13 protein-coding genes are annotated in these 13713 nt (G+C 74.3%); 3 read left to right on the forward strand and 10 right to left on the reverse strand.

Going from position 1 to position 13713, the window contains the following annotated elements; all coding sequences use genetic code 11:
- Positions 1–40: 40 nt before the first annotated feature.
- The 4 genes from ACFYWQ_RS27315 to infC form a co-directional block, all read right to left on the reverse strand.
- The gene (locus tag ACFYWQ_RS27315) at positions 41–889 is read right to left on the reverse strand and encodes a TrmH family RNA methyltransferase (protein WP_389519782.1); all 849 of its coding nucleotides are present in this window, start codon (positions 887–889) and stop codon (positions 41–43) included.
- 327 nt (positions 890–1216) lie between these two features.
- Complete coding sequence (rplT, locus tag ACFYWQ_RS27320; RefSeq protein WP_030381833.1) at positions 1217–1600, reverse strand: 50S ribosomal protein L20; 384 nt, start codon at positions 1598–1600, stop codon at positions 1217–1219.
- A gap of 97 nt (positions 1601–1697) precedes the next feature.
- Positions 1698–1892: a 50S ribosomal protein L35 gene (rpmI, locus tag ACFYWQ_RS27325; protein WP_004933563.1), complete on the reverse strand. Its 195-nt coding sequence runs from the start codon at positions 1890–1892 to the stop codon at positions 1698–1700.
- 109 nt (positions 1893–2001) lie between these two features.
- Entirely contained in the window at positions 2002–2652 is a 651-nt protein-coding gene (gene infC / locus ACFYWQ_RS27330; protein ID WP_385075058.1) for a translation initiation factor IF-3, read from the reverse strand.
- Between the two features lie 406 nt (positions 2653–3058).
- On the opposite strand from infC, the gene ACFYWQ_RS27335 reads away from it, so the two are divergent.
- Positions 3059–3436, forward strand: a complete 378-nt coding sequence (locus ACFYWQ_RS27335) for a DUF1844 domain-containing protein (protein WP_389519783.1) — start codon at positions 3059–3061, stop codon at positions 3434–3436.
- A 12-nt stretch (positions 3437–3448) separates the two neighbouring features.
- Here ACFYWQ_RS27335 and ACFYWQ_RS27340 read toward each other — a convergent pair whose 3' ends face one another.
- Positions 3449–4186, reverse strand: a complete 738-nt coding sequence (locus ACFYWQ_RS27340) for an SseB family protein (protein ID WP_389519784.1) — start codon at positions 4184–4186, stop codon at positions 3449–3451.
- Between the two features lie 150 nt (positions 4187–4336).
- Here ACFYWQ_RS27340 and ACFYWQ_RS27345 point away from each other — a divergent pair, with 150 nt between their 5' ends.
- On the forward strand, positions 4337–5299 hold the full coding sequence (locus ACFYWQ_RS27345; RefSeq protein ID WP_389519785.1) for a serine hydrolase: 963 nt from the start codon (positions 4337–4339) through the stop codon (positions 5297–5299).
- 131 nt (positions 5300–5430) lie between these two features.
- On the opposite strand, the gene mycP is transcribed toward ACFYWQ_RS27345, so the two are convergent.
- Positions 5431–6633 carry a type VII secretion-associated serine protease mycosin gene (gene mycP / locus ACFYWQ_RS27350; protein ID WP_389519786.1) on the reverse strand — a complete coding sequence of 401 codons (1203 nt, stop codon included), beginning with the start codon at positions 6631–6633 and terminating at the stop codon, positions 5431–5433.
- Positions 6630–7712: a hypothetical protein gene (locus ACFYWQ_RS27355; protein WP_389519787.1), complete on the reverse strand. Its 1083-nt coding sequence runs from the start codon at positions 7710–7712 to the stop codon at positions 6630–6632. The genes mycP and ACFYWQ_RS27355 overlap by 4 nt, the downstream gene beginning before the upstream one ends.
- A 1043-nt stretch (positions 7713–8755) precedes the next feature.
- Between ACFYWQ_RS27355 and ACFYWQ_RS27360 the strand changes: the two genes are divergently transcribed.
- Positions 8756–9958 (forward strand): amino acid deaminase/aldolase, encoded by a 1203-nt coding sequence (locus ACFYWQ_RS27360; protein ID WP_389519789.1) that lies wholly within the window; start codon positions 8756–8758, stop codon positions 9956–9958.
- A gap of 167 nt (positions 9959–10125) precedes the next feature.
- Here ACFYWQ_RS27360 and ACFYWQ_RS27365 read toward each other — a convergent pair whose 3' ends face one another.
- The 3 genes from ACFYWQ_RS27365 to ACFYWQ_RS27375 are packed head-to-tail and all read right to left on the reverse strand — an operon-like array spanning position 10126 to position 13711.
- On the reverse strand, positions 10126–10917 hold the full coding sequence (locus tag ACFYWQ_RS27365) for a 3-oxoacyl-ACP reductase (protein ID WP_389519791.1): 792 nt from the start codon (positions 10915–10917) through the stop codon (positions 10126–10128).
- Positions 10914–12329, reverse strand: coding sequence for an aldehyde dehydrogenase family protein (locus ACFYWQ_RS27370; protein WP_389519792.1), 1416 nt, complete (start codon positions 12327–12329; stop codon positions 10914–10916). The genes ACFYWQ_RS27365 and ACFYWQ_RS27370 overlap by 4 nt, the downstream gene beginning before the upstream one ends.
- A gap of 11 nt (positions 12330–12340) precedes the next feature.
- Positions 12341–13711 (reverse strand): glutamine synthetase family protein, encoded by a 1371-nt coding sequence (locus ACFYWQ_RS27375; protein WP_389519794.1) that lies wholly within the window; start codon positions 13709–13711, stop codon positions 12341–12343.
- Between the last annotated feature and the right edge of the window lie 2 nt (positions 13712–13713).

Genomic DNA, 13713 nt, shown 5'->3' on the forward strand with positions numbered 1-13713 from the left:
CCCCACCTCCCAGACGAGGACCCCCGAGCTGGTCACCCTACTAGCTCTCGGTGACGGAGCGGCACCCTCCGGAGGCGCGCTGTGCACGGGCCGACGCGTAGAGACATACGGCCGCGGCGGTGGCGAGGTTCAGACTCTCGGCCTTTCCGTGGAGGGGGACGCGGACGACGGCGTCCGCGAGGGCGCGGGTCTCCTCCGGCAGGCCCCAGGCCTCGTTGCCGAACACCCACGCCGTGGGCCCGCCCATGGTGCCCTTGTCGAGCTCGTCGTCGAGGTCGTGCTGCCCGGCCCCGTCCGCGGCGAGGATCCGCACCCCGGCCTCCTTGAGCCCGGCCACGGCCCGCTCGACGGGGACGCCGACGGCTACGGGCAGGTGGAAGAGGGAGCCGACGGAGGCGCGGACGGCCTTGGGGTTGTACAGGTCGACGGAGGCGTCGGTCAGGACGACCGCCTCGGCGCCGGCGGCGTCGGCGCAGCGCAGCACGGTGCCGGCGTTGCCGGGGTCGCGGACGTGGGCGAGGACGGCGACGAGCCGGGGCCGGGCGGCGAGGATGTCGTCGAAGGGCGTGTCGAGGAACCGGCAGACGCCCACCAGGCCCTGGGGGGTGACGGTGGTGGAGATGTCCTCGATGACCTGCTCGGCGGCGAGGTGGATGCGGGCTCCGGCGCCCCGCGCCTCGCCGATGATGTCGGCGTGGCGCTCCGCGGCCTCCAGGGTGGCGAACAGCTCGACGAGCGTGTCCCCGTGCGCGGCGGCCTCCCGTACGGCCTGCGGCCCCTCCGCGAGGAACAGCCGTTCCTTCCCCCGGAAGTTCCGTCGCGCGAGGCGCCGGGCGGCGGCAACGCGGGGGGAGCGGGGGGAGATGAGGTCGGGGGTGGCGGGGGGCATGGGGGTCACCTTCGGTGGGTCGGCGGAACGTGGGGGTGCGGGCGGGCCCCGGTGTGTCCCGCCCACGCCGCCCCTTCCCGTCCCGTTCCCGGGGGCTGCCGCCCCCCGGACCCCCGCTTCGGCCCTGGACGGGCCTCGTCCTCGAGCGCCGGACGGCTGACGAACCCAGCCCCTCCGGCGTTTGAGGAGCGGGGTCCGGGGCGGAGCCCCGTGGGACGGGACGGGACGGGGCGGCGGGGGCGGGAAGCGACCGGGCCCGGACGCAGTCGGACCCGCAGGCTTGCTGCCTGCGGGTCCGTCCGGCATCGGCTCAGTGCCGGCGCGGCGTCACGCCGCCTTCGGCGCGTTGACGTCGCTCGGCAGCGCCTTCTGCGCGACCTCGACGAGCGCGGCGAACGCGTTGGCGTCGTTCACGGCGAGCTCGGCCAGGATCTTGCGGTCGACCTCGACGTTCGCGGCCTTCAGACCCTGGATGAAGCGGTTGTACGTCATGCCGTTGGCGCGGGCAGCGGCGTTGATGCGCTGGATCCACAGCTGACGGAAGTCGCCCTTGCGCTTCTTGCGGTCGTTGTAGTTGTAGACCAGCGAGTGGGTGACCTGCTCCTTGGCCTTGCGGTACAGGCGCGAACGCTGACCGCGGTAGCCGGAGGCCTGCTCGAGGATCGCCCGGCGCTTCTTGTGGGCGTTGACTGCCCGCTTGACGCGTGCCACTTGATTAACTCCTTGTAGCGGGGCCGTGGTTGGACTCACACGGCCCGGAAACGATTGGGTCCCGGTCAGATGTCAGGCGCGGTGTCCGCGCCGGACGTCACTTGCCGAGAAGCTTCTTGATCTTCGCGGCGTCGCCCGGGGCCATCTCGGCGTTGCCGGTGAGGCGACGCGTCACGCGGGACGACTTGTGCTCGAGCAGGTGGCGCTTGCCGGCGCGCTCGCGGAGCACCTTGCCGGAGCCGGTGACCTTGAAGCGCTTGCTGGCACCGCTGTGCGACTTGTTCTTCGGCATGGCGCCGTTCTCTCCTCGTCGGTGGCGCTCCGGTGCCCGGTCGCGAAAACCGGGCACGGTGGAGCGTCGCTCTTGTATCGGTTACGTCCTGGGACTTCCGTCCCGGGGGTCACGCCTCGGCGGGCGCCTCGGCAGGCTCCTCGGCGGGCGCCTCGGAGTCCGCGGGGTTCTGCGAGCGACCGGGGTTGGCCTTCGCCTCCGCCTTGCGGGCTTCCTGCGCCTGGCGAGCCTCGGCCATCGCCTCGGTCTTCTTCTTGTGCGGACCGAGGACCATGATCATGTTGCGGCCGTCCTGCTTCGGGTTCGACTCCACGAAGCCGAGGTCCTGGACGTCCTCCGCGAGACGCTGCAGCAGTCGGTAGCCCAGCTCGGGCCGGGACTGCTCGCGACCACGGAACATGATCGTGATCTTGACCTTGTCGCCCTGCTTGAGGAACCGGACGACGTGACCCTTCTTGGTGTCATAGTCGTGCGGGTCGATCTTCGGCCGGAGCTTCATCTCCTTGATGACCGTGTGCGCCTGGTTCTTGCGCGCCTCACGGGCCTTCATGGCCGACTCGTACTTGAACTTCCCGTAGTCCATGAGCTTGCAGACCGGCGGGCGGGCGTTCGCCGCGACCTCGACCAGGTCCAGGTCGTACTCCTGCGCAAGCTCCAGTGCCTTCGCGAGCGGCACGATGCCGACCTGCTCGCCACTGGGACCGACAAGTCGCACCTCGGGAACGCGAATCCGGTCGTTGATGCGGGGCTCGGCGCTGATGGATCCTCCTCGGTAGCACCACGCGGCGGTCTGGCGGACGGCCGCGTAACGTCTGTGTTCGTCAGGCTTGTAACCACGCCGAAGCACAAAAAATGCCCCGAACGATCACATGCGGGGCTCCAAGCACTACCGGAGCACCGTCGCGAGGATCGCGGGGCGCACTACCGGGCGACTCCATCGTCCGTACGGAACGATGGCGGCCGCCTGACCGGGTGACCCGCCGCCCGTGAGGGTGGTCGGGTGGGAGTTCGGAGCCTCCACTTGCGGGTCGGGCCCACCTGCTGGGGCGCATGCGTGTCCGACCGGTCGTTACACGAGATTAGCAGCTCATGGAGGCGGGCGCGAATCCGGTGTCTCCCGCCTCCTGCTGTCAAGGGGGCGCCCGGTGGGCCCTATCGTGTGGGGCATGAGTGAGACCCCTTCCCCGGACACCCCCGAGACGGCAGGCGCCGCCGACTTCGACGAGATGACCCGCGACATCGCCGAGGTCCCCGCGGTCGAGGTGATCGTGACGGTCGCCGTCAACCTGATGAGCGCCGCCGCCGTGAAGCTCGGTCTGACCGAGGAGGGCGACAAGTACAAGGACCTGGACGAGGCCCGCAAGCTGGTCACCGCCCTCGCCGGACTGCTGGACGCGAGCACGACCGAGATCAGCTCCTTCCACGCGGCGCCGCTGCGGGACGGCCTGAAGTCGCTCCAGCTGGCGTTCCGCGAGGCGTCGATCGTCCCGGACGAGCCGGGCCAGGGGCCGGGCGAAAAGTACACCGGTCCGGTCTACGGCTAGGGCGCCAGCGCCCTAGGCCGGCTTCCTCACGTACAGGGGCTCGCCCGGAGGCGTCGTCCCGGCCGGCAGCAGTGCCAGGTCGAGACCGCGCACCAGGCGGGCCCTCAGTGTCTCGTCGGCGGCCAGGCGACGGGCGACGGCCCGCGCGGCCTCGGCGGGGGCGGCGGCCGGGTCCAGGACGAGGGCCAGGATGCCGTCGGACCGGCCCGGCCCGAGGTGGGCGCGGAGGACGGCGGGCTCGGCGGCGACGGCGGCCCGGACCGCCTCCACCACCGCGGGGTCGTCGAGCGGGTCGGTCGTGGTGCGTCCCTCGGCGAGGGCGAGCAGCGCCGGTCCCGTCAGTTCGAACGCCACCGGTCCGGCCATGTCCAGCACCACGGTGTCCGCCTTCTCGTGCGCGGCGGCCTGGAGCGCCTGGTGCAGGGGTACGGCGACGGGGCGGGCCTCGGGGTCCCAGCGGGCGAGCGAGCCGGTGGAGGTGAAGGCGGGCAGGGCGGTGCGCCGGCCGGCCTTCAGGGTCGGGACCGCCATGTCGCTGGTCTTCTCGCGGCGCAGTCCGTTCTCGTCCTCCTCGACCTCCCCGAGCACGGCCACCACCGGCACCAGCAGCCGGGCGCCCCTGAGCGCCTCCAGCACCGGTCCCACGGCGGTGCGGTCCTCGGCCCAGGCGGCGAGCGCGGCGCTCAGCCGGGGGTCGGCGGAGCCGTCGTCGTCGGAGAAGCCGGGGTCGGGAATGTTCTTGTTCGCCACGGTCACCGACCCTATCGGGGGGATGCTGCTGGTCTTGTGCGGGGCCGGAAACACGGCGGTGACGCCTCTCACGGGTTTCTCAGGTTTCCCTGACGCAGATCTAACGTTCGCCTAACGGAAGGCACAGGCACCGCCCCCAGCATCGCGGGCATGGAGTCCTCCAGAGCACGTCGCAGCCGTCGCGCTCGGCCGCCCCGGCGCCGTCCCCTCCTCTACTCCACGCTGGCCTGCGTGGCCGTCCTCGGTGCCACGGCGGGCGGGACCGTGTACGTGAGGGCGCATCCGCTCTCCGGTTCCGGCGCCGTATCGTCGTCGGGGACGCCGTCGGCCGCGGCGTCGGTTCCGGCGAGTGGGGAGGCGTCCGTGGCGTCCGTGGCCGAGTCCGAGCCCGAGGTGGACCGGGACGCGATGCTGGCGGAGGCGATGGGGGCGGTGACCGTGCCGGGGGACGCGGCGCTGTCCGTGGCCGTGCTCGACGTGGACTCCGGGGACAGCGCCACGTACGGCACGGAGCCCTTCGACACGGCGAGCATCGTCAAGGTGGACATCCTGGCGGCGCTGCTGCTCCAGGCGCAGGACGACGGCCGGGTGCTCACCGCGCAGGAGAAGGCGTACGCCACCGCGATGATCGAGAACAGCGACAACGAGTCGGCGTCGGCGCTGTGGGACGCGATCGGGCAGGGCGCGGGGCTGGACGCGGCGAACGAGCGGTTCGGGCTGACGGCGACGGAGGGCGGCGACGGGGCGTTGTGGGGGCTGACCCAGACGACGGCCGCCGACCAGTTGGTCCTGCTCCAGCAGGTGTTCGGGGAGGACTCGGAGCTGAGCGAGGCGTCCCGGGCGTACCTCCAGGAGCTGATGGGCGCGATCGCCGCCGATCAGGACTGGGGCGTCTCGGCCGCCGCCGATGCCTCCGCCTGGGCCTTGAAGAACGGGTGGCTGGCACGGAGCACGACCGGTCTGTGGGACGTCAACAGCATCGGCCGGGTGACCGCCGGCGGGCGGGACTTCCTGGTGGCCGTGCTGTCGAACGGCAACACGACCCAGGCGGTGGGCGTCACGCTGGTCGAGGCGGCGGCGAAGGCGGCGGTGACGGCGTTCACGGACGCCTGACGGTCGGCCGTCCGCGCCCGAGGCCGGGGCACACGGCCGGCGGGCGGTGTCTCACGGGGCGAAGCCGTACGGCTCCCGCTCGCGGCGTCTCACGAGGCGATGTCGTACGGCTCGCTCCCGCTCGCGCCGACTCACAAGGTGATGTCGTACGGCTCCCGCTCGCGGCGGCCCCGCCACAGCACCACCGCGGCCACCAGCAGCACTCCCCCGGTACCGCCGGCGAGCGGGCCGGCCCAGCTCGGCTCGTCCTCGCCCGCCTCGGTGTCTGGACCGGGGCCGAAGTACTCCTCCCCGTACGAGGCCGAGCGCAGCCCCTCCGGGGCGAGGGTGGCGGCGGCCTCGATGGCGGCGGCCGGGTCGATGAACCCGAAGCCGCGGGAGTCGTCGCGGCCGCCGGTGGGGGCGTTGCGGGCGGTGTCCTCCAGGAGCTTCTTGATCTGCGCCGGGGTCAGGCCCGGGTGGGCGGCCTTGACCAGGGCGACGGCGCCGGAGACGAAGGCCGCCGCGGCGGAGGTGCCCCAGCCCTCGTAGTACTTGTGGTCCGGGTCGGCGATGACGACGTCGACACCGGGGGCGCTGACCGTGGCGTACCAGCGGCGGGTGGAGAAGGAGGCGCGGGTGCCGTAGCGGTCGACGGCGGTCGCGGCGATCACGCCCGGGTAGGCGGCCGGGTAGGAGATGTGGTCGCCCTTCTCGCCGCCGTTGCCGGCCGAGGCGACGACGACGGCGCCCTTGCTCAGGGCGTACTGGACGGCCTCGTCCTCGGCGGGCTCGGGGTGGGCGGAGGCGGAGTCGTCGCCGAGGGAGAGGTTGATGACGTCGGCGCCCTGGTCGGCGGCCCAGCGGATGCCCTCGGCGAGGGCGTTGCCGCGGGTGGTGCGGGCCTTGGTGCGGGCCGGGTCGCCGTCCTCCAGGATGACGCGGACGGGCAGGATCGTGGCCTCCGGGGCGATGCCCATGACGCCGTCGGCGCCGCCGGTGCCGTGTCCGTGGCCGGCGATGATGCCGGCCATCGCGGTGCCGTGGCGGGCCCAGGCGCGGTCGCCGTCCTGTGCGCCGAAGCCGACGAGGTCCTTGCCGGGCAGGACGTTGCCGTCGAGGTCGGGGTGGTCGGCCTCGACTCCGGTGTCGAGGACGGCGACGGTGACGCCCGCGCCCTTGGTGGTCTGCCAGACCTCGTCGGTGTGCAGGGCCTCCAGCGCCCACTGCTGGGCGCGGATGCCGTCGGCGTGCGCGGGGGCGGCGGGCAGCAGGGCGAGGGAGGCGGCCAGGAGGCAGCACAGCAGGCCGGCCCGGTGCGTCCTCGTCGTTCGGCTCGTACGGCTGCTGCTCATGAGGGCTGCTCCGAGGGCGAGACGGCGGTCCTGCGCAGGGCGCGCTCGATGCGGTCGGCGAGGCCCTTCGCCTCGTGCCCCAGGCCGCCCTGGGCGGGGGACGTGGTGGCGCCGGACGCGGTGGCCTGTGCGGCGGGCTGCGGCGTGGCGACCGTACGGCCGTCGGCCCAGCCGGAGACGGCGTAGACGACGACGGGCGCGTCGGTGAGGACGGAGATCGTCCACGAGGCGCGCTGCTGGTCGCCGAAGGCGGCGGCGACGGTGTCCTCGGCTGCGTACGGGCGGGGGATCAGGTCGGTGCGGGCGGCGAGGGCCTCCTTCGCGAACCGGGCGTCGAGCGCGCGCATACCGGCCGCGTCGGCCTTGGTGAACAGCAGGCCGACGGTGGTGACGTAGCTCTGGGTGGCGTCGGTGTAGGTGGCGCGCAGCAGGCGGGTGCAGCCGACCGGGGCGAGCGTCTTGAGCAGCAGCGGGTCGAAGGCGTCGGCGCAGCCGCCGTCCGGGGCGACGGCGATCCGCGTCCAGGTGCGGTCGGCGCCGCCGGGGCCCGCGCCCTGTCCGTCGACGGTGGGCGGGAACAGCTGGTCGACGGGGACGTTGTGCCACAGGCCGCCGGCCGTGGCGTAGGCCCCCCGCTCGCCCGCGTCCGCGGTGTCGCCGACGAGCCAGCTGCCGGTAACGGCTCCGCCGATGAGTCCGAGCCCGAGGACGACACAGGCGGCGGCCGCGACGGTCCGGCTCCGCCGGGGCCGCGGCAGGTCCCGGTACCCCTCGGGCCGAGCGAACCTGATGACGGGCCGGGTGGCGCGGGGCGCGGCGCCCGGTGCCGTCGGGGCGCTCCAGGAGAACGCCGGGTCGGGCCCGACCGGGCCGGCGGACCGGGCCGCCGTCTCCGGCGCCCCGCCGGGCCTCGGCACCCGCACGGCCCCGGACACGTCCGGCCCGTCGACCTCGGGGAGCCGCACGGGCGCCGTCGGCGTCCAGGCCGGCCGGGAGTCGTCCTCGGAGGACTCCCGCCGCAAGGGCGCGGTGGTCGACGCCCACGGGGCCTGTACGTCCTGCTCGGGGACGCCACGCACGGGTGGGGCGGACGACACCCGCGGGGACTGCACGTCCCGCTCGGGGACGCCACGCGTGGGTGGGGCGGACGACACCCGCGGGGTCCGTGTGTCCCGCTCGGGGACGCCTCCACGTACAGGCGTGGCGGACGACGCCCGCGGGGACTGCGCGGCCTGCTCGGCGGAGCCGCTGCGTGCAGGCGGGGCGGTGGGTGTCCGCGGGGACTGCGCGGCCTCCCCCGAGGGCGACTGCCGTACCGGTGTCGTGGGCGTCCAGGCGGGTCCCGCCTCCTGGCCGGCCCGGTGTCCGGGCACGGCCGTGGACAGGGCCTCCCGGGGAGACTCGGCGGGGCTGGGCGCCCAGGTCCGGGGCAGCGGGGTCCACGCGGGGCCGGAGCCGGGGGGCCTGGGGGTGTCCGTGGCGTGCGGGCCGGCGGGGCGGGTGCCGTTCGGGCGCACGTCGGGAGCGCCGGTCCCGGCGGAGGGACGGGCGGGCCCGGCCCCTGCGGTGTCCCGACCGGTGTCGGCGGCGCCCCCGGCCCCGGTCGGCCGCTCCGGGCCGTCGCCGTGCGGGGGCGGGGGCGACTCGGCGCGGGCGGGGGTTTCCGGCGTCTCCTCGTCCTCGGGTGCCCCCGCCCTCGGTGGGCGGGCCGGGCGCGGCGGGGCCGTGGGGTGCGGCGGCGTCGCGGCGGCGGCGGGCGTGTCCGGGGTCTGTGGGGTACCGGCGGGGGGTGGGGCGGACGGGCGCGGGGGGACCGGGGCGCGGCGTGCGTCCGTGCTCATGCACCCCCCGTTTCCTCGTCCCGGGCCGTCGTTCTTCTGCGCGGGCGCTCGCTGTTCGTGCCCAGGGCGGCCCGGCGCGGACGTACGGTCCGTCAGGGCACGCATACCCGCACGGGCGGGCCGGCATCCCGGCGCGGCTGCCGGGCCGGAGCCGCTCGTCCGTGCGTGCGCGTCACTCTACGGCTTGTCGCCGCGCGAACGGGAACCAGTCCCGGGACCCCGGGGCATCTGCCCGGATCATCCCCCTACCCCGCGGTAATCCGGTCTGGCAGGCTGCGTCCATGACTGCGCGCGCCACCGACCGGGCCCGTTACGACCGGGCCACCGCCCACCTGGACGCACCGCTCGCCCTCGTGGACGTCGACGCCTTCGATGCCAACGCGGACGATCTCGTCCGCCGGGCGGGAGGCAAGCCGGTCCGCGTCGCGAGCAAGTCCGTCCGCTGCCGCGCCCTGCTGGAACGCGTCCTGGCGAAGGACGGCTTCGCGGGCGTCATGTCCTTCACCCTGGCCGAATCGCTGTGGCTGGCGCGCTCCGGATACGACGACGTCCTGCTCGCGTATCCGTCGGCGGACCGGTCCGGCTTCGCGGAACTCGCCGGCGACGCCAAGCTCGCCGAGGCGGTGACCGTCATGGTCGACGACGTCGCCCAGCTCGACCTGATCGACTCCGCGCGGGCCGACGGACGCGAAGTGGTGCGGGTCTGCCTGGAGTTGGACACCTCGCTGAGGATGCTCGGCGGGCGGGTGCGGGTCGGCGCGCGGCGCTCGCCCCTGCACTCCCCCGCCCAGGTCGCCGACCTGGCCCGGTCGGTGGCCCGGCGGCCGGGGTTCCGGCTGGTGGGGATCATGGCGTACGAGGGGCACATCGCCGGGGTCGGCGACGCGGTCGCCGGACGGCCGCTGCGGTCGCGCGCGGTGCGGCTGATGCAGGCCGCCGCGCGCCGGGAGCTCGCCGAGCGCCGTGCGGCCGTGGTGCGGGCGGTGCGGGCGGTGGCGCCGGACCTGGAGTTCGTCAACGGCGGCGGCACCGGCAGCGTGCAGCACACGGCCGCCGAGGAGGCGGTGACCGAGATCGCGGCGGGCTCGGGGCTGTACGTGCCGCGGCTGTTCGACCACTACACCTCGTTCAGCGGCCGTCCGGCCGCCCTCTTCGCGCAGCCCGTGGTGCGGCGGCCGGGGGTGGGGGTGGTCACCGTCCTCGGCGGCGGGTACCCGGCCTCCGGCGCGGCCGGACCGGACCGGCTGCCGGTGCCGTACCTGCCGGAGGGACTCCGCTACGACCCCCAGGAGGGTCCCGGCGAGGTGCAGACGCCGTTGCTCGGCTCCCCCGCCGACGATCTGCTGATCGGCGACAAGGTGTGGTTCCGGCACGCGAAGGCCGGTGAGCTGTGCGAGCGGTTCGACGTGCTGCACCTGGTCGAGGGGGACGTGGTGACGGCGACGGTGCCCACGTACCGGGGCGAGGGGCGCACCTTCCTGTAGGCCGACCCGCGGGCCCGGCGGCCGACCCGCGGGCCCGACACCCGGCGGGCGGGACGCGGGCCCGGCGGCCGGCGGGCAGGACGCGGGCCCGGCGGCCGGCGGGCAGGACGCGGGCCCGGCACCCGGCGAGCGGGACACGCGGGCCCGGTGGCCGGTGGCCGGGGCGCCTACAGGGGGGTGACGTAGGCGCCGGAGATCCCGCCGTCCACGAGGAAGTCGGTGGCGTTGACGAAGGAGGAGTCGTCGCTGGCGAGGAAGGCGACGGCGGCGGCGATCTCCTCGGCCTCGGCGAACCGGCCCAGCGGGATGTGGACGAGGCGGCGGGCGGCCCGCTCGGGGTCCTTGGCGAACAGTTCCTGGAGCAGCGGGGTGTTGACCGGTCCGGGGCAGAGGGCGTTGACGCGGATGCCCTCCCGGGCGAACTGCACGCCGAGTTCGCGGGACAGGGCGAGGACGCCGCCCTTGGACGCCGTGTACGAGATCTGCGAGGTGGCCGCGCCCATCCGGGCCACGAAGGACGCCGTGTTGATGATGGAGCCCCGGCCCTGGCGCCGCATGTAGGGCAGGGCGGCCTTGCAGCACAGGTAGACGGAGGTGAGGTTGACCTCCTGGACGCGCTTCCAGGCCTCCAGGCCGGTCTCCAGGATGGAGTCGTCGTCGGGCGGGGAGATGCCGGCGTTGTTGAAGGCGACGTCGACGCTGCCGTAGGTGTCGTACGCCGTGCGGAAGAGGGTCTCGACCTGGTCGGGGTCGGTGACGTCGACCTTCACGAAGGTGCCGCCCACCTCGTCGGCGGCCGCCTTGCCGCGGGTCTCGTCGATGTCTCCGCAGACGACGTGGGCGCCCTCGGAGGCGAGGCGGCGCGTGGTGGCGAGGCCGATGCCGCTGCCGGCCCCGGTGATGACGGCGGTACGGCCGACCAGTCGGCGGCAGACGGTCGGTGAGGTCTCAGGGGTCACTGTGCGGGGCCCTCCGTACTGAGGTAGACGTTCTTGGTCTCGGTGAAGGCGGTCAGGGCGTCCGGGCCCAGCTCACGGCCGACGCCGGACTGCTTGAAGCCGCCGAACGGGGTCCAGTAGCGCACGCTGGAGTGGGAGTTGACGGACAGGTTCCCGGCGCGCACGGCCTGCGCGACGCGCAGGGCGCGGCCGACGTCCCGGGTCCAGAGGGAGCCGGAGAGGCCGTAGGGGGTGTCGTTGGCGAGGCGGATCGCGTCCTGCTCGTCGGTGAACGGCAGCAGGACGGCGACGGGGCCGAAGATCTCCTCGCGGGCGGCGGCGGAGTCGGGCCGCTCCCCGGTGAGCACGGTCGGCGGGAACCAGAAGCCGGGGCCGTCGGGGGCGCTGCCGCGCAGCGCGGGGGCGTCGTCCGGCACGAACGACCGGACGCGCTCGACCTGCTGACGGGAGATCAGCGGTCCCATCCGGGTGTCCTCGTCCGCCGGGTCGCCGACCACCACGGCGGACAGTTCGCGGGCGAGGAGGTCGGCGACCTCGTCGTACACCGTCTCCTGGACGAGGATGCGGGTGCGGGCGCAGCAGTCCTGGCCGGAGTTGTCGAGGAAGGAGAAGGGGTCGACGGCGGCCTTGAGGTCGGCGTCGGCGAAGACGACGTTGGGGCTCTTGCCGCCGAGTTCGAGGGTGACGGGCTTGATGTGCCGGGCGCAGCGCTCCATGATCTCGCGGCCGGTGCGGGTGGACCCGGTGAAGACGATCTTCGCGACGTCCGGGTGGTCGACCAGGGCGCGGCCGGTGATGCGGCCGTGTCCGGGCAGCACCTGGAAGAGGTGCTCGGGCAGCCCCGCCTCCAGGGCCAGTTCGGCCAGGCGCAGGGCGGTGAGCGGGGTGGTCTCGGCGGGCTTGAGGAGGACGGCGTTGCCCGCGGCGAGTGCCGGGAAGGAGCCCCAGGCGGCGATGGGCATCGGGAAGTTCCAGGGGGCGATCACCCCGACCGTGCCGAGGGGTTCGTGGAAGGTGACGTTCCAGCCGCCGGGGACGGGGATCTGCCGGCCGAGGAGGCGTTCGATGCCGCCCGCCGCGTAGAGCAGCAGGTCACGGGCGTTGCCGGCCTCCCAGCGGGCGTTGCCGAGGAGGTGGCCGGCCTCGCGGACCTCCAGCAGCGCCAGTTCGTCGACGTGCGCGTCGACGACGTCGGCGAAGCGGCGCAGCAGCCGGGCGCGGTCGGCGGGGGCGGCGGCGGCCCAGACCGCCTGGGCGGCGCCGGCGCGGGCGACCGCGCGGTCGACGTCGGCGGCGTCGGCGGCGGGGACGGTGGCGATGACCTCCTCGGTGGCGGGGTTGAGGACCGTCAGCTGGTGCGGGTCCGCCGCGAGGGGGGCGCCGTCGCTGTCGCTGTCGTGCGGATCGGGCACGGGGTGACCTTTCACAGGCGTTCGAAGGAGCGGCGCAGCTCCCAGTCGGTGACCGCGGCGTCGAAGGCCTCCAGCTCGACGCGGGCCATGGTGCGGTAGTGGGCGACGACCTCGTCGCCGAAGGCGGCCCGCGCGATCGGGCTGTTCTCCCACAGCTCGGCGGCCTCGCGCAGGGTGGTGGGGACGTGGGCGTGGCCGGCGGTGTAGGCGTTGCCGGGGCAGGGGTCGGGCAGTTCCAGCTTGCGCTCGACGCCGTGCAGTCCGGCGGCCACCAGGCCGGCCACCGCGAGGTGCGGGTTGACGTCGCCGCCGGGCAGCCGGTTCTCGAAGCGGAGGGAGCGGCCGCGGCCGACGACGCGCAGGGCGCAGGTGCGGTTGTCGTGGCCCCAGGCGACGGCGGTCGGCGCGAAGGAGCCCGGCTGGAACCGCTTGTAGGAGTTGATGTTGGGGGCGTAGAGGAGGGAGAAGTCGCGCAGGGCGGCCAGTTGTCCGGCGAGGAAGTGGCGCATGGTGTCGGACATGCCGTGCGGGTCCTCGGCGGAGCCGGCCATGACGTTGGTGCCGTCGGCGTCCGCGAGGGAGAGGTGGATGTGGCAGGAGTTGCCCTCGCGCTCGTTGTACTTGGCCATGAAGGTCAGCGAGACGCCCTCCTGGGCGGCGATCTCCTTGGCCCCGGTCTTGTAGACGGCGTGCTGGTCGCAGGTGACCAGGGCCTCGTCGTAGCGGAAGGCGATCTCGTGCTGGCCGGGGTTGCACTCGCCCTTGGCGGACTCGACGGTGAGGCCGGCGCCGGCCATGTCGTTGCGCAGGCGGCGCAGGAGGGGCTCGACGCGGCCGGTGCCGAGGATGGAGTAGTCGACGTTGTACCGGTTGGCCGGCGTGAGCCCCCGGTATCCGGAGTCCCACGCCTGCTCGTAGGTGTCGTTGAAGACGATGAACTCCAGCTCGGTGCCGACCTGGGCGGTGAGGCCCAGCTCGGCGAGGCGGTCGAGCTGGCGGCGCAGGATCTGCCGGGGGGCGGCGGCGACCGGGGAGCCGTCGTGCCAGGCGAGGTCGGCGATCAGCATCGCCGTACCCGCGTTCCAGGGCACGCGGCGCAGGGTGGCGAGGTCGGGGTGGAGGGCGAAGTCGCCGTAGCCGTTGTCCCACGAGGACATCGCGTACCCGTCGACGGTGTTCATCTCGGTGTCGACGGCGAGCAGGTAGGCGCAGCCCTCGGTGCCGTGGTGGAGGACCTCGTCGAGGAAGAAGCGGGCGGCGAACCGCTTGCCCTGGAGACGCCCTTGCATGTCGGGGAAGGCCAGGACGACAGTGTCGATCTCACCGCCCGCGACGAGGGCGTGCAGTTCCTCGACGGCGAGCGGGGGTGTGCGGTCTGCCACGG

It is taken from the genome of Streptomyces sp. NPDC003247 (assembly GCF_042888135.1).
In the GTDB taxonomy this organism is placed as follows: Bacteria; Actinomycetota; Actinomycetes; order Streptomycetales; family Streptomycetaceae; genus Streptomyces.